Raw genomic sequence first — 21541 nt, 5'->3', positions numbered from 1 at the left:
GAGTTTAGCCTCTTTCTCTAGAATACACTAAGTGCAAAATATTGTCATTAATTTTGAGAAAAAATCTCATCTTTTTTAAATTGGTGGATATGCACATTTTGTGATTTAAGTCAATATATATAGCTACAAAGGTAGATATATTACAAAAATTGATGATTGCAATTACTAGTAATGTCAAAGTTTTTAATATTTAGTAGCCTTGTTTTTATTTTAAAAATGCTAAGATGTTAAAGGTAAGCAGTTAAAAACTATAACTCTTAAAAAGAGAGGAAAACCATGTCTGATACGCAAACTATATTACACAATTTTGGTCAGGTTTATGACAATCCTGTATTATTAGATCACAGTGTAACCGCACCAGTTGTTGAAGGATTCAATGTCGTATTAGCTAGTTTTCAGGCATTGTATCTACAATATCAAAAACATCATTTTGTAGTTGAAGGTGCGGAATTTAATTCCCTGCATGAATTTTTCAATTCCAGCTACAAAGAAGTACAAGATCACATTCATGAAATCGGTGAACGTTTAAATGGTTTGGGTGGAATACCAGCAGCAAGTTTTAGTAAATTAGCTGAATTATGCTGTTTTGAAACAGAAGCAGATGGTGTATTTTCGGCGCGAAAGATGGTAGAAAATGATCTAGTAGCCGAACAAGCATTAATTGGTGTAATTCGCCGTCAAGCTTCACAGGCTGAGAGTTTGGGCGATAGAGGTACAAGGTATTTGTACGAAAAAATCCTCTTAAAAACTGAAGAAAGAGCTTATCATTTAGCTCACTTCTTAGCCAAAGATAGTTTAACCTTGGGTTTTGTCCAACGGGCTGAAAACTAAACTTTTCGTAATCTCGATTCAACTAAACTTAAATGGTAAAAATTTTTAGTAATTGAGAATTTTACAAAATTAATCCTTTTGGCAGAAAAGTATAAATTATGCTTTCTGCCATTTTTTATAATGGCATATTTTTTATATTTAGCTAATTAAAGCTAATTAAAAATATTGTCATTTATCCATTTAAATATAAATGCAATTTCTTAAATATTTCACATATATCTAAAAATAAATTATTGATAATCTATGTCAAAAAGAATAATTAAGCAAATAAAAATATTTAGCAACAACTTAATTATTATAACTTATAACCAATAAATAAACACTTAACCTCTCTGCGTCTTTGCGCCTCTGCGTGAACAAAAAATATGAAAACTAGTCAGAAAAATCCTCCATATCCATAATTCTTTCCTCTGTTAGTGATAGCGAAGCACTGCTGCAAGCAGTTCGCTACCCGGAAAAGTTGATAATGAATGGCATGATAGGGGGTAAAGACCTTTAAAATAGTCCAAGATTTGTATTTTTGTCATCTAAGGTAAAAACTATGCCCCGTCGTCAAGACCTCAAAAAAATTCTCCTGTTAGGTTCAGGACCCATTGTCATTGGCCAAGCCTGTGAATTTGATTATTCTGGAACTCAAGCCTGTAAAGCTTTGCGAGAAGAAGGCTATGAAGTAGTGCTGGTCAATTCCAACCCAGCGACAATTATGACTGACCCCGAAACAGCAGACCGCACTTATATTGAACCGCTGACACCGGAAATAGTGGAAAAAGTTATCGCCAAAGAAAGACCAGATGCTTTGTTACCAACTATGGGTGGACAAACTGCGTTGAATTTAGCTGTGGCTTTGGCAAAAAATGGCGTTTTGGAAAAGTACAATGTCGAGTTAATTGGTGCGAAATTACCAGCCATTGAAAAAGCCGAAGATAGGAAACTGTTTAACGAGGCCATGGCGAAAATTGGCGTAGCAGTGTGTCCCAGCGGTACAGCTTCTACTTTAGAAGAATCAAAAGCGATCGCTTTAGAAATCGGTACATATCCCCTAATTATCCGTCCAGCCTTTACAATGGGGGGGACGGGGGGCGGTATCGCCTATAATCAAGAAGAATTTGAAGAAATGGCCCAGGTGGGTATTGACGCTAGTCCGGTTTCCCAAATTCTCATTGACCAGTCTTTATTGGGCTGGAAGGAGTATGAATTAGAGGTAATGCGAGATCTAGCCGATAATGTTGTTATTATCTGTTCTATTGAAAATCTCGACCCCATGGGGATTCATACAGGAGATTCTATCACGGTTGCCCCTGCTCAAACTCTCACCGATAAGGAATATCAACGGCTGCGGGACATGGCCATTAAAATTATCCGGGAAATTGGAGTAGAAACCGGTGGTTCTAATATCCAGTTTGCAGTAAATCCCGAAAATGGTGATGTAGTCGTAATTGAAATGAATCCCCGTGTATCTAGAAGTTCGGCCTTATCTTCCAAAGCTACGGGTTTTCCTATCGCCAAAATTGCGGCTAAGTTAGCGGTGGGTTATACGTTGAATGAACTACAAAACGATATTACCAAGAAAACCCCCGCTTGTTTTGAACCAACCATTGACTATGTTGTCACAAAAATTCCCCGGTTTGCATTTGAAAAATTCCCTGGTTCTGAATCGGTACTCACGACACAAATGAAGTCAGTGGGTGAAGCCATGGCCATTGGCCGCACATTTAATGAATCTTTTCAAAAGGCTTTGCGGTCTCTGGAAACAGGCCGCGCTGGTTGGGGTGCTGATAAGTCCGAAAAATTGCCCAGCGGTGAACAAATTCGCGCCCAGTTGCGGACACCAAACCCAGAAAGAATCTTTTCTGTACGTCATGCTATGCAATTGGGAATTAGTAATGAGGAAATTTACGAATTAACAGCCATTGACCCTTGGTTTTTAGATAAGTTACAAGAACTGCTAGAAATAGAAAAGTTTCTCAAACGCACTCCCTTAAAGCAGTTGACAAAAGAACAGATGTATGCTGTCAAAAGAAATGGCTTTAGCGATCGCCAAATAGCATATTGTACTAAAACTAAGGAAGACGAAGTTCGCACCTATCGCAAATACTTAGAAGTTATCCCTGTTTACAAAACCGTTGATACCTGCGCGGCGGAATTTGAAGCCCTGACTCCATACTATTATTCTACTTACGAAGAAGAAACGGAAGTATTACCTAGCGATAAACCCAAGGTGATGATTTTGGGAGGTGGTCCCAACCGTATTGGACAAGGGATTGAGTTTGATTATTGTTGTTGTCATGCTGCGTATTCTTTACATGATGCCGGGTATGAAACTATTATGGTCAATTCTAACCCAGAAACGGTTTCTACAGACTATGATACCAGCGATCGCCTCTATTTTGAACCGTTAACAAAAGAAGACGTTCTCAATATCATTGAAGCCGAAAATCCCCTGGGGATAATAGTCCAATTTGGTGGCCAAACACCATTAAAATTGGCTGTACCATTGCAAGAGTATCTTCAACAACAAGCAGCCATTTCTAATGTTTCACAAAATGGGGAAATCCAAAATCCAAAATCCAAAATCCAAAATCCCCAGATTTGGGGAACATCACCTGATTCTATAGACATGGCGGAAAACCGAGAACGGTTTGAAAAGATTCTTCAAGAATTAAATATCGCTCAACCGCCTAATGGTATGGCTAGAAGTTATGAAGATGCTTTAATTGTTGCCAAGCGTATTGGCTATCCAGTGGTGGTGCGTCCTAGTTATGTACTGGGAGGACGAGCAATGGAAATAGTTTATTCTGATACTGAGTTAGAAAGGTATATGACCTTTGCAGTTCAAGTAGAACCAGAACACCCCATTTTAATTGATAAATTCCTAGAAAATGCCATTGAAGTGGATGTAGATGCGATCGCCGATCACACTGGTAACGTTGTTATTGGTGGCATCATGGAACATATCGAACAAGCGGGTATTCACTCAGGTGATTCCGCTTGTACCTTACCTTCTATATCCCTATCTCCAGCAGTGCTAAACCAAATCCGTTTATGGACAGTACAACTAGCACAAGCTCTATCCGTAGTGGGATTAATGAATATTCAGTTCGCCATAGTTGGTAATAATAGTTATTCTCCCCAGGTGTATATTCTGGAGGCTAACCCCAGAGCATCACGGACAGTTCCCTTTGTATCTAAAGCAACAGGCGTACAATTAGCCAAACTCGCATCCTTGGTTATGTCGGGTAAAACCTTAGAGGAATTGAAATTCACTAAAGAAGTTATTCCCTCACATATAGCCGTTAAAGAAGCCGTTTTACCATTTAGTAAATTTCCGGGTACAGATACCATATTAGGTCCAGAAATGCGCTCAACAGGGGAAGTAATGGGCATTGATAGCGATTTCGGCCGCGCTTTTGCTAAAGCCGAATTAGGCGCAGGGGAAAAACTACCACTTCAGGGAACTGTATTTGTGTCTATGAGTGATAGAGATAAACCTTTAGCCGCAGATGTGATTAAAGAGTTTATTAAATTAGGCTTTACAATTATGGCCACCCAAGGTACACGCCAAATTCTGCAAAAAGCAGAGTTAGAGGTGACATCAATTCTTAAACTCCATGAAGGTCGTCCCCATGTCCTTGATGCTATCAAAAATGGAAACATTCAACTCATTATCAATACACCCTCTGGAGAAGAAGCTCATGCAGATTCTAAGTTAATTCGTCGCACAGCTTTAGGTTACAAAATCCCCATTATTACCACCATTGCTGGCGCTAGGGCTACAGTCGCTGCTATCCGTTCTCTGCAAAATACCACCTTAGATGTCAAAGTTATCCAGGAATACTGTCCTAAGAGTTAATTGTCAATTGTCAGTTATTTTTTTAAGACCTAAGCCCCAGTGACGAGAGAATGAACCACATTCTAGAAATAGAAGCGTTCAGCGCAGGTGTTGTCGAAGGATAGGACAGGAAGGAAAAAAGTAGGTTTCAACCGGATTTTACCTTTACCTCAGTCCTATTTTCTTAACCATGGACCATTAACACAAACATTAAGCAATTGTTACAAGAGAATAATTATGGTTATTATTGAGATATTTTAACAAATATGAGGAAGGAATTTTTTCGTGGAGAATTTGGCTCAAACCCTTTAAATCTATGATGTTCAGGAACTTGAGATTTTGAGGTGATGTCAGTTTGCTGGGAAAGTGCGGATTTTGCGGTAGTCAAATTATTCTCATAAATGTTACAATTCTTAATATCGCTAAAGACGCAAAAAATATCTGACTTGCTACCCTGTATCTAAGCTATAGATACTTGTAAAAACCAGGATATAACTGTAGTATTTAGCAGTAAAATACCTAATTTCCCAAAAGATGAGCAACAGTCTTTGACTAGGCGCTTTTGTTGTCAACCATCATCAGGGTTTCCTGTCCAATTAGGTAGCAACCTCCCAATACGATGATTCGGTTCACGAATCTATCAACACACAGCACACAATAGTGTAACCCACCATTACCAAAGAGTAGCGCCATGAAGACCGCTAAAACAGCCACCGACCTCGTGCGGACTTACCTGCGTGAGATTGGCCGTGTGCCACTCCTCACCCACGAAGAAGAGATTTTTTATGGTAAACAGGTGCAACGATCTACTGCCTTGCATGAGATCCGGGAAGGTCTTGCTACCCGGTTGGGTCATCCACCAAGTTTAGAAGCATGGGCCGCAGCGTCTGATTTAGAAGTATCAGAATTAAATCAGGCCATTTCCCAAGGTGAAATAGCCAAACGGAAAATGGTAGAGGCCAATCTCCGATTAGTTGTGTCTATTGCCAAAAAGTACATTAAGCGCAATGTTGATTTACTTGACCTCATTCAAGAGGGCAGTATTGGTATGCAAAGAGGTGTAGAAAAGTTTGACCCCACTAAAGGCTATAGATTCTCTACTTATGCTTATTGGTGGATTCGTCAAGCTATTACCCGTGCTATTGCCGAAAAAGCCCGGACTATTCGCCTACCTATTCATATTACCGAAAAACTCAATAAAATTAAAAAAGCCCAGCGTCAACTATCCCAAGGTCTGGGACGTGCGCCTACGATAGCTGAGTTATCCCAAGAATTAGACCTCACACCTAAACAGGTGCGAGAATATCTAGAAAAGGCTCGTCTGCCATTATCTCTAGATTTGCGTTTAGGAGATAATTATGATACTGAACTTGGGGAAATGTTAGAAGATACAGGTGCAACACCGGAAGATTTTGTCATGCAAACTTCCCTATCTTATGACTTAGAGCGGATGATGTCAGAACTCACCCCCCAACAACAGGATGTAATTAGTCTACGCTTTGGACTAAAAGATGGACAATCCTTAACTTTGGCTAAAATTGGTGAAGTCCTGAATATTAGCCGGGAACGGGTTCGTCAAATTGAACGCGAAGCTTTAAGTAAACTTCGCAAATCTAAAGCCACTATGAATGAATATCTTGCAAGTTAGTCGCTTGTTTTCTGCTTTCTTTATGGGTGGAGTTTCCCCACCCATACTAACCATACTAGTAGGTGAAAAAACCCCCATTTCTAGTACGGTTAAACCGACTCCCTCAAAAGGAATAATCTGCTATTATGATTAATATCGTCTGTATAATAGTCAACTAAATCGAAGCAACAATACTATCAATTATTTCAGTCACAAACCCCATTGTTAGCAGTGACACTATAGGAGGTCAAGCATGAGTAACCAATCTAACCGAGTATCAGAATTTTTTAATAGTGAGTCGGAAACAGGTAATTTATTATGGCAATACGTTAAATCCTTAAGTCCAGATACAATTACTCAATTATCCAAACCCAGTTCCCACGAAGTTTTACAGGTCATGGAACGTAATATTATCGGACTTTTAGGAAATCTACCTTCTGAACAGTTCGGTATTACTATTTCTACCAGTCGAGAAAGCTTAGGTCGCTTATTAGCATCCGCGATGATTAGTGGTTACTTTCTGCGGAATGCAGAGCAAAGGATGGGTTTTGATATGGTTGTACAAGCAACAGAAGCGAATAATAGCGTTGAATAATATTATTGTAGCTTCAGAAAATTATCAAAACAAAGATCAACTCGGTAGAGATATAATTAATCTGCCGAGTTTTTTGATTATTTATTGGTAGTTGGTAGGTAATATTATATGAATGAAACCAATTTTTCTATTCCTCATAAAATTATTGGTGTTGCTGTTATTTGGAATGACCAAAAACAAATTTTAATTGACCGTCGGCTTCCCCAAGGTACAATGGGTGGTTTATGGGAATTTCCAGGAGGAAAAATCGAAATTGGTGAAACTATTCAAGAGTGTATTAAACGCGAAATCTCGGAAGAGTTGGGAATAGAAATTGTCGTTGGAGAACATTTAATTACTATTGATCATACTTATGCTCATTTACGGGTGACTTTAACGGTACATCATTCTCAACATTTAACAGGTATTCCCCAAACTATAGAATGTGATGAAGTTCGCTGGGTAAGTTTGGACGAATTAGATAATTTTAATTTCCCAGAAGCGAATGGGGAAATTATCACAGCTTTAAGGAAATATGATCAGGAAAATTGATAAATTAGACATTTATTCCCAATATTTACACATCTTTAAACCTGCATTTAGATCCCCTACTTTTAAGTTAATCTTTGGTAAATAATAATTTATCAAAGAAGTCGGGGATCTTTTGTTTGTGTTATGATAAAAATCAAATATTGTTAACCCTTTTTTCAACAATCAAAGGTAACAATCTATTAACACTATTTATTTGTTACTAATAATTTTCTACAATAGTTAAAAGGACTTTTATTAAAGGTGTAGGTAAAAAATGTCTAAAACCGTTGCTGACGTGATGAGTCGTGATCCTATACTCGTCCGTCCTCAAACTCCCTTAAAAGAAGCTATCCAGATTTTAGCAGAAAAACGAATTAGCGGTTTACCTGTAATTGATGACGCAGGTAAATTAGTGGGGATTATATCAGAAACAGACTTGATGTGGCAAGAAACCGGTGTAACTCCACCCGCTTATATTATGATTTTGGATAGTGTGATTTATTTACAAAATCCCGGTACTTATGAACGAGATTTACATAAGGCTTTAGGACAAACTGTAGGAGAAGTTATGAGTAAAAATCCCGTGGCTATTTCTCCTGATAAATCATTAAGAGAAGCAGCACAATTGATACAAAATCACCAGGTTCAGCGTCTCCCTGTTCTTGACAATGGGGGTAACGTCATTGGTATTCTCACTCGTGGTGATATTATTCGTGCTATGGCTACTGACTAAGAAGCACCAGAAGATTAACGGACAAATGACATAGGATAATTAAATGGCTGTTTCGGCTGATACTATCAAAACATTACTAGATTCTGACAATTTGGGCGATCGCTTACGTGCGGTTAATCAAATCCGCGAACTAGAACCACACATCGGTTTAGAGTTAATACAGATTGCTATAGGTGATAGCAGTGCGCGGGTACGTTATGCTGCGGTCAGTCAAATGGACACCCTGGGAAAACAGGATTTACCATTATCCTTGACAATATTACGGGGTTTACTTTATGATCCCGAAGCAGATGTGCAAGCAGCCGCAGCAGACTGTTTAGGTGCGCTAAAATTACATGATGCTTTTGAGGACTTACAAAAGCTTTACCAAGAAACATCAGAATGGTTAGTCCAGTTTAGCATTATTGCGACCTTGGGAGAATTAGGAGATCCACGCGGCTTTGAACTACTCAAAGAAGCAATTTCTTCAGATAATGGCTTAATACAAACTGCGGCCATTAGTTCTTTTGGTGAGTTGGGAGATACAAAAGCAGTTCCTCTCCTCGTTCCATACTGCACTAATCCAGATTGGCAAGTGCGTTACAGAGTTGTGCAAGCGTTGACTCGCTTAAATAGTGAGGATGCTAAAACTATTCTAGCCAATTTAGTAAATGATGAAGTGGAAGCTATTTCTCATGAAGCTAAAAAAGCTTTACAGTTAGTTTAGCCTAGTAGTTGCGTTTATTCGATAAAGCGCAACTGCTGAACTCATTTTTCTAATTTCTCAATTTTTCTAAATAACTTGATTTTTGATTGATATCAAAAACTTGATCATTAGACATCAGGTGAAAATTAAAAAATTAAATATGTGTTATCTGTAACACTTAACTCTTTTAGAGACGTTCCATAAAACGTCTCTACATTTTTTATCTTTCGCGGAAATTTCTCTTAACCCCCATATACCTGCGGCCAAGTCGTCACTACAAATACTATAACCGCACTGATAGCTAGGATACCTTGAATCAAATTTCCCACCACCGTTCCCACGGTAATTCCGATACCAGCTTTTACCGCAGACCATAATCGTCTTTGGTAAAGGAACTCACCCACAATTGCACCTAATAATGGTCCAAATAGAATTCCCAATAATGGTCCACCAAAGGGTAAAGCGGGTAATAATCCCAAAAATCCCATTAATAAACCCACAAAAGCGCCAATTTGTCCCCACTTACTAGCACCTGCTTGTTTAGCCCCAATGTAACCAGCAAGGAAATCAACTCCCGTACTCAGAAGTAAAACAATGATTGTCACAATCAGGGGAATTTTAATAGCAGCAAAGGAATGACTGACCATTCCCCAGATGATAATAGATATTAAAATCAGGCTGCTTCCAGGGATAGCAGGAACTACAGCACCAATAATTCCCACTAACATTATAGCCAATAATAGCCAATAAATAATCTGCATAATTAATTTAAGAGTCGGAAGTTAGAAGTCGGAAGGAAGAAAAAAATTACTCATTACTAAGAGTAACAGCTAATTTATCCGTAATTCCCGCAGTCCAGTTTTCATCTTGTTTAGTATAACTGCACGGTTGATTTGCTGCTAAAATTAAAACTCTTTACTTTACCAACGGAATGTTAAATGAGTGTATCTGCTGATATTATAAAAGAATTACTGGATTCTAACAACTTAGGCGATCGCTTAAGTGCAGTTAATCAAATACGCGAATTAGAACCACATATCGGTTTAGAATTAATACAAATTGCTATATTACTTACTCCTGCATCATAACTATACCCCAAATTAATCTACTTATTCGCGCCTTTGCTCCTGAGCGTCTTAGCGCGAAACCTTGATCAAAAATCAAGCATAATTAACCATTATCAAACAAAGAAAAAAACACTATGAACACACAACCCCTCCCCCTCCCCCTCTGCGTCGGAGTTCTCGGCTTCGGTGGACTCGGCCAAGCAGCAGCCAAACTCCTTTCCAGCAAACGGGAAATGATTCTCGTCGCCGCCGCAGACCAAAAAGGTTACGCTTACTCTAGAGAAGGCTTAAACACCCAAGCTTGTATCACGACCTACCAAAATCAAGGTACAGTGGGTTATTTAGAATCCGTTGGGACTTTAAGCAACAACAGTATTCAAGATTTAATCACCACCAGTCAGCCTGTAGATGGTTATTTTCTGGCTTTACCCAACCTTCCTAATGATTTTATTCCTTCGGTAGCTAAACAGTTCATTCAAGCCGGTTGGCGCGGTGTCCTGGTTGATGCTATAAAACGCACCAGTGCCGTAGAACAACTTTTAGCGATGAAAGATGAACTACAAGCAGCGGGAATTACTTACATGACTGGCTGTGGTGCTACTCCGGGACTGTTAACCGCCGCTGCCGCTTTAGCCGCTCAAAGTTACGCTGAAGTCCACAAAGTAGAAATTACCTTTGGTGTAGGAATTGCTAACTGGGAAGCTTACCGTGCTACTGTGCGGGAAGATATTGGCCACATACCCGGTTATACTGTAGAAACTGCTAGAGCCATGACAGACCCAGAGGTAGAAGCATTACTAGATAAAACCAATGGTGTGTTAACTTTAGCGAATATGGAACACGCTGATGATGTGATGTTAGAAATAGCGGGTATTTGTTCACGGGATAGAGTCACAGTTGGTGGTGTCGTTGATACCCGTAATCCCCAAAAACCTCTCAGTACAAATGTGAAAGTTACCGGACGCACCTTTGAGGGGAAAATATCCACTCACACCTTCACATTAGGGGATGAAACCAGCATGGCCGCCAATGTGTGTGGTCCAGCCTTTGGTTATCTTAAAGCTGGTCAAGAATTGCATAATAGGGGCATTTCTGGCTTATTTACCGCAGCGGAAATCATGCCAAAGTTTGTAAAATAGGTGATTGGTAAAAAACAAAAAAACAAAATCCCCGACTTCTTTAAGGAGTCCGGGATCTAAACCTAGTACAACCGTGAAATCAATATCGCACTTTTTAACTTATAGGACTTACGCGCAATTTGCTTCTTCATGAACTACTAAGGAGCGAAGGACGGGGCTTGTGTCCTATGTTTTTGGTCATATACCTTAAATGACATAGGTATTGGTCAATTAATTCTGTATACTTATATTCTGTTTCATTTACATTATCTTTTGTGATCTTTTGTGACTAGAAATCGTGAACCTTTAGTTAGTTTAGCACTGTATCACGCTTTTAAGTGGTCGGTGATTAGCCCCTTGCTACACACATACTTCCGGGGCAAAATTTATGGCGCGGAAAATGTCCCCCAAAGCGGTGCTGTCATCATAGTTAGTAATCATGCTAGTTATTTTGACCCACCTATAGTTTCCAGTTGTGTCCGTCGTCCAGTCGCTTACATGGCCAAAGAAGAATTATTTAAAGTTCCTGTTTTAGCACAAGCAATTAAATTATACGGTGCTTACCCCGTCAGTCGCGGTACTGCTGACCGCAATGCTATCCGTGCGGCTCTAGAATATTTAGAGAATGGTTGGGCTGTGGGTGTATTTTTAGAAGGTACACGCACTCCAGATGGTCGCATAAGTGACCCAAAAAGAGGTGCAGCCCTCCTGGCAGCTAAGGCCAAAGCTCCTTTTTTACCAGTGTGTTTATGGGGAAGTGAGCAGATTTTACAACCCGGTTCTTCTTTACCTCGTCCCGTACCTTTGACTATTAGAATTGGTCAATTAATTGACGCTCCCAGTTCTAATAATAAGGAAGAATTGGAAAGAGTGACTCAAAAATGCGCTGCGGTAATTAATGAAATGCACGATTTGGGCAGGTAAAATTTAAAAAGGAGATGCACTATAGCATTTCCTTTCTCAGTCAGGTACAGGAATCAGCAATAAACCGCAGATAAACCCAGATAAACCCAGATAAATCTGTACCTGGGTCGAGTAAGAACCTTACGCCAAATAATCAGCTAAATATCAAAAAATTAATTTATAATAAAATTATTATCTAAATAATATCAAAGTTAGACTAATGCAACCAGACAATGTACAAGTAGGCTTATTTGGATTAACTCATTCCAATAGAGACTTTTCTCAAAGAGAAAGTTGGGGAAAAAATCAATTTAATAATTCTTTTCCCGCATCCTTAGCTTGTTATATGTATCAGAAAGGTTTAAAACTTAATTATTTAACCTTGGACAAACAGTTAAAAATTGAGCATCAAGAAATAGATATTTCTCAAATATTTGGTATTGATCCTCTTTCTCCCCATTTATTTTTTTCTTTTGAGAGTGACTATATACCTTATAGAAAAATAGTTGTTGGTAAATTGCCGCGAGTTGATTTAGTAACCCATGATCTTAATAGAGATAATGCTTGTTTACGAAGTATAGAAATTAAATTAACTGCATTACCTGATAATTCTACTTATCGGTTACCAGATTATGAATACGGCTGTGAAATTGTTACCAGACCAGATACTATTGTGTATCTTGCTTTGAGTATTGCTCATAAATTTGAAAATTCAAGAGATAAATTACTCAATTATCTTCAACCCGTATGTAGTCAAATTGAAGATTGGTTAAGTATCCGTCAGGTATTGCCTTTTATTCCTCAAATTGTAGATAGTTTAGATACTTTAATAAGTGAGAATATAGCAATTCAATCTCCCTTAGTTATGCAACCGATATGGAAAACTGTAGGTAAAACTTCTAAACTTTATCAAAACTGTTTAGATATTTTTATCTGGAGTAACTTTGGTTTTACCAGGCTTTTCTTTGATATCACTAAAAGATTAGCTAAATCAGAAGAAACCATTCAAAGACCTATGCGTTCTGTTGTCTGGTTGGCAAAGATGTTATATGAATTTGCTCTGGTCGGTAAAATAAATCATAAATTGGTGATTGATACATTAACCTATAACACCAAGAATGATAAAGCCTTTGCTTTAAGTGGTTCTAATACTCGTCCTTATATGACTTGTGATAATTTGCTTCAACCCAGAATTACCAAAGAAGAAATTAAAAACATCATTTTAGGAGGAGGGCAAAACTTTTTAAGTCCTGAAAGAAGATTTGATGCTATTATTTTCAGCAATCCAGAAATTTTTGATGATAGACTAAAGGAAATTTAATGAATATACAAATGAAATCGTCTTCCTTAAAGGTCATAGATATATTTTCTGGTTGTGGTGGTTTATCGCTAGGATTTCAGAATAGTGGATTTCAAATTGTCGCTGCTTTTGAAAACTGGAAATCTGCCATAAATGTTTATCAGCAAAATTTTCATCATCCAATTTTTGAATATGATTTGAGTCAGGTAAATAATAATTATTCAATATTTAAAAAATTCTCACCTGATGTAATTATTGGTGGTCCACCATGTCAAGACTTTTCCAGCGCTGGTAAGCGTAATGAAGATTTAGGTAGGGGAGATTTAAGTATTACATTTGCTGAAATAGTAGCTAATGTTTCTAGTCAATGGTTTGTTTTAGAAAATGTACAATTATTTAGAAAATCACACAAATATCAAGAATTTAAGCAAATCCTCAAATCTGCTGGTTATGGTTTAACAGAAAAAGTATTAGATGCTAGTCTATGCGGTGTACCACAAAAGAGAAGGAGATTCTTTTGTATAGGAGAATTGGGTGGTAAAGATGATAATTTAAAGACTTATCTGGAAGCTAATTTATCCAAAAAAAATACAACCATTAGAGATTATTTAGGAAATAGTTTGGGGATTGAATATTATTATCGTCATCCTAGAAGTTATCAAAGAAGAGCCATTTTTACTATCGATGAACCAAGTCCAACTATTAGAGGCGTAAATAGACCAATACCTAAAACTTATCAACAACATCCCGGAGATGTTGCACCATTAACACCAGATTTACGTCCTCTAACTACTCGTGAAAGAAGTTATATTCAAACTTTCCCTGATGATTTTATTTTTGTCGGTTCAAAAACAGATTTAGAACAAATGATTGGTAATGCTGTACCCATTAAATTAGCAGAATATGTTGCTAAATCTCTACTAATGTATATTGAAGATAAAAATAAATATCACATATCTGATGTTTCGTTGTTAACTGTTTAAATTATCATATTTCCTATGTCACAAACTCAACCCAACCCTGAACAACTAAAAATCATCAACCACATAAATGGAGCATTATTAATATTAGCTCCCGTGGGAACTGGTAAAACCCGCGTTTTATCCTCAAGAGTTGTCAACGCAATTAAACAAGGTATTCCTCCCGAAAAAATACTCTGTCTCACTTTCACTAACCGCGCAGCTAAAGAAATGAAAAAACGGTTAGCAGAAATGTGTCCTCAACAATTTCGCCATATCACAATTAAAACTTTTCATAGTTTATGTACTTCTATCCTGAGAATAGAAGCGAGAAATATTGGTTTACCAACAGATTTTGTAGTTTATGATGATACTGACTGCTTAGGAATAGTTAAAGATATTTTTAAACTACGTGACGATAAAAAAGCTCAAAATAAATTATCACAAATAGCAGATTGTAAAACTAAAGCGAGTCATTTACAACTATCTCCTAATTACCCTCTAGAAAAATTATTTGCACCATTAGGAATATATAAGGCAAAATTAGCTAATAAATACCAAAATTTATTACAAGAATGTCATGCTTTAGACTTTGCTGATTTAATCTTTTATATTCGTTCTTTGTTTTCCTATTATCCAGAAATTAAACAAAGATGGGAAAATCGTTTTGATTTTATTCAAGTAGATGAAGTTCAAGATACTCATTTATCAGAATATGAACTTGTCACAACTTTAGCTGCTAGAACTGGTAATATTGCCATAATTGGAGATTTAGATCAAACTATTTATGAATGGAGAGGTTCTGAACCTGAAAAAGTTGTCAGTCAATTTAAACAACAGTTTCAACCTCAAGAATATTCTCTAACTTGGAATTATCGCGCTACTAGAACTTTACTTAATACCGCTTCTGGTTTTGCTGATTCCTTTGCAACAAGACATACAAAAATAACTCCTGCACTCAATTGTAAAAATGGTGAACTAATTCCAATTTATGCAGCTAAAAATGAATATGATGAAGGAAAATGGATTGCTAAACAAATTCAAAGTTTAGCTAAAAATAATCCTGATTTTCCATATAATCGAGTTGCTGTTTTAACGAGAAATCATAAACGTATTGGTATAATTAGCAAAACTTTAGAAAAATTCAATGTTCCCTGTATCACAGTTGAACAACATGATTTTTTTTCTCTTCAAGAAATTAAAGATACTCTTGCTTATTTACGTTTTATTATTAATCCTTTTGATGCAACTTCACTGTTAAGAATGTTATTACGTCGTAGTCGGGGAATTGGTAATTTTACTATTAATCATATCATCAAGATCATCAAGGCAAATGAAGTTTGTGGTTTTAAATTAACTGATATGGCCTCAACACAAACTTTTATTGATGGTGATCCTTTTAGTAATTTAATTACTGCTTATGATTCAGGAACAATTGTTGTTTTTGATGTGGAAACTACGGGTTTGATAACCGGTAAAGATCAAGTAATTGAAATTGCTGCTATTAAATTGATTAATGGTCAGATAAAATCTGAATTTCATGCTTATATTAAAAATACTATACCCGTGGGAGATTCAGAACAAATACATGGTTATAGTGATGAATTTTTAGCCACAAATGGGAGAAATGCTCTTGATGTATTTATAGAGTTTTTAGCATTTATTAGTGATGCTTTTTTATTGGGACATAATCTCGGCTTTGATATTAAAATGATTATAGCTGATGCTCAAAAATTGGGTTTATCAACTCCTCAATTTATATGGGGAGATACCTGGGATTTAGCAAAACGATTTATCCCAGCAGATAATTATAGTTTAGAAAATTTAGCAACTCAATTAAACCTCAATCAATTACCCAGTCATCGCGCTCTTGATGATACCCGTACAACTGTGGAATTATTAACAATTCTCATACCTTTAATTAAACATCGTGCTGATTATCGTCAAGCTTTAGTTTATCTTTATGGAGAGGAATTTGAAGCTTTAGCTAATGATATTCACAGTTGGAAAAATTCCAGCCAAAAATTACGTCCAGCAGATTTATTAGGTAATATTTTAATCGAGTCTGGTTTATATGATTTTTATGAAAATCATCAACCACACAGGTTAGAAAATCTGAAAAGATTAGTCAAGATTTTCAAAGAACAGGATAATGTAGAATTACATCCTGATACAGCGTTAAGAAATATTCTCGAATATACAGCTTTAGCGAAAAATTTAGATCAAATTTCTCAAGAAAATAATCAGCTTTTAATTATCACAATTCATCAATCCAAAGGTTTAGAATTTGATCATATTTTTATTGCGGGTATGTGTGATCAAGAATTTCCCAGTTATTTCAGTTTACGGGATAATCAATTAGAGGAGGAAAAGCGGTTATTTTATGTAGCGTTAACAAGAGCAAAAAAACAGTTATTTATCTCCTGGTTTCTCAAAGATTATAAAAATGAACCTAAGTCCAAAAGTCAGTTTATTAACTCACTACCTACTGAATATTTAATTGAAACTACATTCTCTAGCAGCTAATAAAATGATTGTAATACCAAATAGAATAAGATTTTAAGAATAATTGACCGTAGACAAACCCAGATAAAAACACATGAATTAATGGATTTTATGATTCTGTGCAGCCTCACATACAATTGGGTTGTTATATTGTAAAATCAAACTAGTAACCAAAAAAGTGGCAAATTATGTCGGAATTACGAGAAAAATTACAGCAAAATCTTGATGAAGCAGAATGGGAATGGTTAATTCCCCATGTTCAAAAAGATGCAGTGATTGTAGTAGCGGAAAATTTAGACTTATTAGATGTGGGAGAAGCGATCGCTAGTGATAATATTCTTTCAGTACAACATTGGATAGATGAACAATTATTAGCTAAACCTACAGTAGATCAAGTGGGAGAATGGAATTTCCACCGTAACAAGCGATTTAATGCTCTGATCGTTGAACCTTATGTGTTAGTAAAAGAAATAATTACTCCCATCTCGTAAATTGTTAATATTCTATTAATATTTCATGACAGTTGATTGAACTTATTATTTGCGAGAAATTAAAAACTCTGTAGAGAGGTTTTTTGTAGAGACGTTATATGGAACATCTCTACATTATTTTTACCTCAATGTCTATTGTCTAAATCAAAGCTTTAATTCTGGGATTTTGGAGAAATAATTGCGTATTAATTATCAACTTTTCACCCCAACCATTTTCTTTGAGAAACTCAATCTTTCCATAACGTTTATCTAATTTTAATGCCGTTTCTGCGGATTTCAAACCGGCTTCTTGATCACCTTTTCCATACAAGGCTACACCTAATGCTAAATGTGCTTCTGCAAAATTGCTATTGATTTTGATCGCATTTCGCCAATAATTAATTGCTGTTTCTACTTCTCCCATTTCATAGGAAACTATACCTAAGTTCGTGTAAGCTTCGGGATAGTCTGGTTTTAATTTAATGGCTTGATTCCAATCATTAATTGCCTGTTTGTAGTCTTTTAAGAAATAGTGAGCAATACCCCGAACATAGTAGGCTTCGGTAAAGTCTGGTTTTAATTTAATGGCTTGACTGTAATCATTAATTGCCAGTTTATAGTCTTTTAATTGTAAGTAAGCAAGACCCCTACCACCATAGTATATTGCATTTTTAGGATCAAGTTGAATGGCTTGAGTATAATCATTAATTGCCAGTTTATAGTCTTTTAATTGTAAGTAAGCAAGACCCCTACCACCATAGTATATTGCATTTTTAGGATCAAGTTGAATGGCCTGAGTATAATCATTAATTGCTTGTTTGTAGTCTTTCAATTGTAAATAAGCATCACCCCTAGCACCATAGTATCCTGCATTTTTAGGATCAAGTTTAATGGCTTGAGTCCAATCATTAATTGCTTGTTTGTAGTCTTTTAATTCAAAATAGGCAAAACCCCTACGGGCATAGTATCCTGCATTTTTAGGGTCAAGTTTAATGGCTTGAGTGTAATCATCAATTGCCTGTTTATAGTCCTTTAATTGAAGGTAAGTAAGACCCCGACGGGCATAGTAATTGGCATTTTTAGTGTCAAGTTTAATAGCTTGACTGTAATCATCAATTGCCTGCTTGTATTCTTTTAACTGCAAATAAACATTACCCCGACTCCGATATGTATCAGCATATTGAGGATCAATTTTAATGGCTTGAGTGTAATCATTAATCGCCTGTTTGTAGTCTTTTAATTCATAATAATTATCCCCTCTATCACGATAGTATGTTGGATTTTTAGGATCAAGTTGAATGGCTTGAGTGTAATCATCAACCGCCTGTTTGTAGTTTTTTAATTCGCCATAAACAGCACCCCTAACAACATAGTATGCTGCATTTTTGGGGTCAATTTTAATGGCTTGAGTGTAATCAGCCGTGGCTTCTTGAAACTTGTTTAAAAGAGCATAAAAGAAACCCCTGGACAAATAGTAGTCGGCATTTTTAGGGTCAAATTGAATGGCTACATTCATTAAACTAATTATTTCATTGGGGGCAATGCGAATAGCTTCAGTAAAGTCAGCTATACCTTGTTTTTGTTCTTTCAATTGAAAATATTGAGAAGCACGCTGGAGATATAATGAAGCTTTGCCAAGATAGTAATTAGACAAGCGAATAGCTTCAGTAAAATCAGCTATAGCTTTTTTATTATCTTTTGATAAAGAGTACGCTTCAGCCCGACTCTGGTAATATTGAAAGTATAATAGATTTTTGGGAGCAATGCGAATAGCTTCAGTAAAATCAGATATAGCTTTCTTATAGTCTTTTAATCCTAAATAAGCACTACCTCGATTTTTGTAATCTTCAGCATCCTTTGGTTCAATGCTAACGGCTCTTTTGTAATCGGCTGTAGCTTTGTTTTCATCATTTAATAAAGAGTAAGCATTACCCCGACTGCTGTAGTATTCGGCATTGTTGGGAGCAAGACGAATAGCTTCAGTATAATCAGCTATAGCTTTTTTATAATCTTTTGATAAAGAGTAAACAAGACCCCGAAGACTGTAGCAGAAGGCACTGTCAGGAGCAAGACGAATAGCTTCAGTATAATCAGCTATAGCATTTTGATATTCACCTAGGAAAAGGTAGGCAAAAGCTCGTATCCCATAGGCAGAAAAATGAGGGTAAATTTTAATAGATTGATTTACAGTATCAATCGCTTCAGGAAAGCGCTGTAATAAAAACAACACACGACCTCGCCAAGCGTAAAGATCAAATTGATTAGGACTCAGAGCAATGGCTTTGTCTAGAGATACCAATGCTTCTGAAGATTTATCTGATTGCAATAGTGAGTGACTTCGCTCTTTCCAAGCTTGAGCAAAGTTGGGATTAATTTTAAGAGCTTTATCAAAAGCAGCAATTGATTCTGGGTATTTTTTCTCACTACTAAATATCATCCCCTTGAAATACCAAGCTTGATAAAAATTCGGTTTTTTGCTAATCGCTTTATCAACGGCTTTTATTGCTTCTGCATATTTCTGAGAACGCCATAGTTGATTAGCATAATTTAGCCATAATATTTCATCATCACTATTTTTAGGAACTTGATCCAATGGTAATAAATATTCACTAATTACATCCTCTTCCGATTTTTTTAGTGTAGCTGGTGCAGTAGTTTCGACTTTTAAATCTGAATCTATTCCTGCTTGTTCAACTAAATTTAAAAATGTCCTAATGGGAACACCAGAACTACTACCTAAATTGATTTCACCATCAAAATCGAGTGATATTTCACCTTCCACTCTGCCATGAATACCAATTAATCTTCCTTGGGTATCTAAAACTGCACCGCCACTCATTCCGCCTTTAGTAATATTACTATAAAGTAGATCATAACCATCACTTAAAACAGTTTGTATTCGCGCAGGTATCCGAGAACTTTGATTATTGAAACTTACATAAGTATTCAACCTGATTAATTCTGGTTGGCTCAAAACTCCCGCCGTCAAAATCCGATGAGGTTTGTTTTTACTTTGTTGTTTATTACCAGGAAAACCAGAAACAAACACTTTTTGATCTTTAGTATTTAAACTATAATTTGCTAAAGTTGCAACTCGATATTTTTGATTACTGGTAAATTGAACAACGGCTAAATCAACTCCAGGCATTCTTTTCGCATTGCTGACATTTATAGCATATCTTTGATTATCCGGTGCGACTATTTCTAACTTATTTTTTAATTTTTTTTCATCACGATTCCAGATAACATGATCTGCGGTCAACACATAATAAATATTACCTTGCTGGGCAATAATTACCCCAGAACCCATATCTGTGGAGTTAGCATTAGGAATTAAAACCGTAATTTCTTGGGCAATTTGGTCAATATTTTGGATTAAACCTTTTTTTACTCTCAAACCCGAATTATCAATCTTTATAGGCGATTTAGCCACAAATTCCGGGACTATCTTAGCAACACTATAAATCGGTAAACCCCAACTATATTGACGCATTTGCTGACGTTCGGCTGCGCTGGGTTTACTATTGTCAATATAGGTATATATTTTATCAGAAATAGGATAGGCATGAACGGCATTAATGCCAATAACTTCACCTTGATAATTTAATATGGGTCCGCCACTCATTCCCGGTTGAATTTTGTTATTATAACCAATGCGATAACCTCCTTGAAAACTTTTATCTGGTAATAGAGAAATTTGTCCTTCTGTGAAAACTAATTTAGCACTATCATTCACAAATCCAGCCGCGACAATTTTTTGATTTACTGCTATAGGTGCGGAAATTCCTAAGGTAGCTATGGTATATTCTCCTGTTGATTGAAACTGGAATAAAGCTGCATCTTGATTTTTTAAAGATGGGGGTTTTTCTTTAATGACAGTAGCAGGATATATTTTTCCATCTGGTGCTTGAATGCGATAAGATTCCCCTGGATTAATCACATGATCATTAGTTAAAATAGTGTAATTATTACCATTTTTGGCAATTAAAGTTCCTGAAGCACTGCCATTTTTAGTTAATATTTTCACGGTGATAGATTTGGCTAAATCTTGTAATTGTGCTGAGGTTAATAGTTTTTTTGTAGGTTCTTGTGCGGTAACTGGTTGAGGAGAAATCAATAACAATTGCTGAGGAATAGTTAATAAAGCAGTTGTGCAAATGAGGGTAAAAAATAGGTATTTCATGATCTTTTTTTGTTTGAGTAAATTAGGGGATGAATATAAGTAGGTTGGTTTGAGGAACGAAACCCAACACTTCTTGACAACTTCTTTAAATTAGTTGGTTTTCACTTCGTTCTACCCAACCTACAATTTTTGAGAATCTGGTGCTTGAATGCGATAAGATTCACCTGGATTGATTACATGATCATTAGTTAAATAAGTAGGTTGGGTTGAGGAACGAAACCCAACA

The 21541-nt window shown here is 36.4% G+C and carries 15 protein-coding genes and 2 pseudogenes; 14 read left to right on the top strand and 3 right to left on the bottom strand.

Features of this window, described 5'->3' with window-relative positions:
- Positions 1-276 precede the first annotated feature (276 nt).
- From dpsA to nblB, 7 genes are all read left to right on the top strand, one after another.
- On the top strand, positions 277-831 hold the full coding sequence (dpsA, locus tag FFO06_RS02110) for a DNA starvation/stress protection protein DpsA (protein ID WP_137906554.1): 555 nt from the start codon (positions 277-279) through the stop codon (positions 829-831).
- A 541-nt stretch (positions 832-1372) separates the two neighbouring features.
- Positions 1373-4681, top strand: a complete 3309-nt coding sequence (carB, locus tag FFO06_RS02105; protein WP_137906553.1) for a carbamoyl-phosphate synthase large subunit — start codon at positions 1373-1375, stop codon at positions 4679-4681.
- A gap of 670 nt (positions 4682-5351) precedes the next feature.
- Positions 5352-6308: an RNA polymerase sigma factor, RpoD/SigA family gene (locus FFO06_RS02100; RefSeq protein WP_028084705.1), complete on the top strand. Its 957-nt coding sequence runs from the start codon at positions 5352-5354 to the stop codon at positions 6306-6308.
- 232 nt (positions 6309-6540) lie between these two features.
- On the top strand, positions 6541-6882 hold the full coding sequence (locus FFO06_RS02095) for a DUF760 domain-containing protein (RefSeq protein WP_137906552.1): 342 nt from the start codon (positions 6541-6543) through the stop codon (positions 6880-6882).
- A gap of 108 nt (positions 6883-6990) precedes the next feature.
- On the top strand, positions 6991-7413 hold the full coding sequence (mutT, locus tag FFO06_RS02090) for an 8-oxo-dGTP diphosphatase MutT (protein WP_137906551.1): 423 nt from the start codon (positions 6991-6993) through the stop codon (positions 7411-7413).
- 253 nt (positions 7414-7666) lie between these two features.
- On the top strand, positions 7667-8125 hold the full coding sequence (locus FFO06_RS02085) for a CBS domain-containing protein (RefSeq protein WP_137906550.1): 459 nt from the start codon (positions 7667-7669) through the stop codon (positions 8123-8125).
- 43 nt (positions 8126-8168) lie between these two features.
- The gene (gene nblB / locus FFO06_RS02080; protein ID WP_137906549.1) at positions 8169-8831 is read left to right on the top strand and encodes a phycobilisome degradation protein NblB; all 663 of its coding nucleotides are present in this window, start codon (positions 8169-8171) and stop codon (positions 8829-8831) included.
- Between the two features lie 221 nt (positions 8832-9052).
- Here nblB and FFO06_RS02075 read toward each other — a convergent pair whose 3' ends face one another.
- Both FFO06_RS02075 and FFO06_RS02070 read right to left on the bottom strand, forming a co-directional pair.
- Entirely contained in the window at positions 9053-9571 is a 519-nt protein-coding gene (locus FFO06_RS02075; protein WP_137906548.1) for a DUF456 domain-containing protein, read from the bottom strand.
- Positions 9572-9617: 46 nt separating this feature from the next.
- Positions 9618-9722 (bottom strand): annotated as a pseudogene (locus tag FFO06_RS02070) (cofactor assembly of complex C subunit B); the annotation flags it as partial.
- A 26-nt stretch (positions 9723-9748) separates the two neighbouring features.
- On the opposite strand from FFO06_RS02070, the pseudogene FFO06_RS02065 reads away from it, so the two are divergent.
- The 7 genes and pseudogenes from FFO06_RS02065 to FFO06_RS02035 form a co-directional block, all read left to right on the top strand.
- A pseudogene (locus FFO06_RS02065) lies at positions 9749-9877 on the top strand (HEAT repeat domain-containing protein); the annotation flags it as partial.
- Between the two features lie 134 nt (positions 9878-10011).
- On the top strand, positions 10012-11016 hold the full coding sequence (gene bioU, locus FFO06_RS02060) for a (S)-8-amino-7-oxononanoate synthase BioU (protein ID WP_137906547.1): 1005 nt from the start codon (positions 10012-10014) through the stop codon (positions 11014-11016).
- Positions 11017-11280: 264 nt separating this feature from the next.
- On the top strand, positions 11281-11919 hold the full coding sequence (locus tag FFO06_RS02055) for a lysophospholipid acyltransferase family protein (RefSeq protein WP_137906546.1): 639 nt from the start codon (positions 11281-11283) through the stop codon (positions 11917-11919).
- A 199-nt stretch (positions 11920-12118) separates the two neighbouring features.
- Entirely contained in the window at positions 12119-13219 is a 1101-nt protein-coding gene (locus FFO06_RS02050) for a HindVP family restriction endonuclease (protein ID WP_137906545.1), read from the top strand.
- Positions 13219-14181 (top strand): DNA cytosine methyltransferase, encoded by a 963-nt coding sequence (locus tag FFO06_RS02045; RefSeq protein WP_236097049.1) that lies wholly within the window; start codon positions 13219-13221, stop codon positions 14179-14181. Before FFO06_RS02050 ends, FFO06_RS02045 begins: the two co-directional genes overlap by 1 nt.
- Before the next feature lie 15 nt (positions 14182-14196).
- Positions 14197-16683 carry an ATP-dependent helicase gene (locus FFO06_RS02040; protein ID WP_137906544.1) on the top strand — a complete coding sequence of 829 codons (2487 nt, stop codon included), beginning with the start codon at positions 14197-14199 and terminating at the stop codon, positions 16681-16683.
- Positions 16684-16850: 167 nt separating this feature from the next.
- Entirely contained in the window at positions 16851-17153 is a 303-nt protein-coding gene (locus FFO06_RS02035; RefSeq protein ID WP_137906543.1) for a DUF2288 domain-containing protein, read from the top strand.
- A gap of 139 nt (positions 17154-17292) precedes the next feature.
- On the opposite strand, the gene FFO06_RS02030 is transcribed toward FFO06_RS02035, so the two are convergent.
- Complete coding sequence (locus tag FFO06_RS02030) at positions 17293-21315, bottom strand: serine protease (protein ID WP_137906542.1); 4023 nt, start codon at positions 21313-21315, stop codon at positions 17293-17295.
- Positions 21316-21541 lie beyond the last annotated feature (226 nt).

The organism is Dolichospermum planctonicum (assembly GCF_005402965.1).
GTDB classification, from domain to species: domain Bacteria; phylum Cyanobacteriota; class Cyanobacteriia; order Cyanobacteriales; family Nostocaceae; genus Dolichospermum; species Dolichospermum planctonicum.
Note: the sequence above shows the minus strand (reverse complement) of the source record. Positions and strands in the feature narration are given on the sequence as shown.

Excerpts from the sequence above, each read along its gene's own strand:
- dpsA (WP_137906554.1), top strand. The coding sequence starts at position 277 with ATGTCTGATACGCAAACTATATTACACAATTTTGGTCAGGTTTATGAC.
- carB (WP_137906553.1), top strand. The coding sequence starts at position 1,373 with ATGCCCCGTCGTCAAGACCTCAAAAAAATTCTCCTGTTAGGTTCAGGA.
- FFO06_RS02100 (WP_028084705.1), top strand. The coding sequence starts at position 5,352 with ATGAAGACCGCTAAAACAGCCACCGACCTCGTGCGGACTTACCTGCGT.
- FFO06_RS02095 (WP_137906552.1), top strand. The coding sequence starts at position 6,541 with ATGAGTAACCAATCTAACCGAGTATCAGAATTTTTTAATAGTGAGTCG.
- mutT (WP_137906551.1), top strand. The coding sequence starts at position 6,991 with ATGAATGAAACCAATTTTTCTATTCCTCATAAAATTATTGGTGTTGCT.
- FFO06_RS02085 (WP_137906550.1), top strand. The coding sequence starts at position 7,667 with ATGTCTAAAACCGTTGCTGACGTGATGAGTCGTGATCCTATACTCGTC.
- nblB (WP_137906549.1), top strand. The coding sequence starts at position 8,169 with ATGGCTGTTTCGGCTGATACTATCAAAACATTACTAGATTCTGACAAT.
- FFO06_RS02075 (WP_137906548.1), bottom strand. The coding sequence starts at position 9,571 with ATGCAGATTATTTATTGGCTATTATTGGCTATAATGTTAGTGGGAATT.
- bioU (WP_137906547.1), top strand. The coding sequence starts at position 10,012 with ATGAACACACAACCCCTCCCCCTCCCCCTCTGCGTCGGAGTTCTCGGC.
- FFO06_RS02050 (WP_137906545.1), top strand. The coding sequence starts at position 12,119 with ATGCAACCAGACAATGTACAAGTAGGCTTATTTGGATTAACTCATTCC.
- FFO06_RS02045 (WP_236097049.1), top strand. The coding sequence starts at position 13,219 with ATGAATATACAAATGAAATCGTCTTCCTTAAAGGTCATAGATATATTT.
- FFO06_RS02040 (WP_137906544.1), top strand. The coding sequence starts at position 14,197 with ATGTCACAAACTCAACCCAACCCTGAACAACTAAAAATCATCAACCAC.
- FFO06_RS02035 (WP_137906543.1), top strand. The coding sequence starts at position 16,851 with ATGTCGGAATTACGAGAAAAATTACAGCAAAATCTTGATGAAGCAGAA.
- FFO06_RS02030 (WP_137906542.1), bottom strand. The coding sequence starts at position 21,315 with ATGAAATACCTATTTTTTACCCTCATTTGCACAACTGCTTTATTAACT.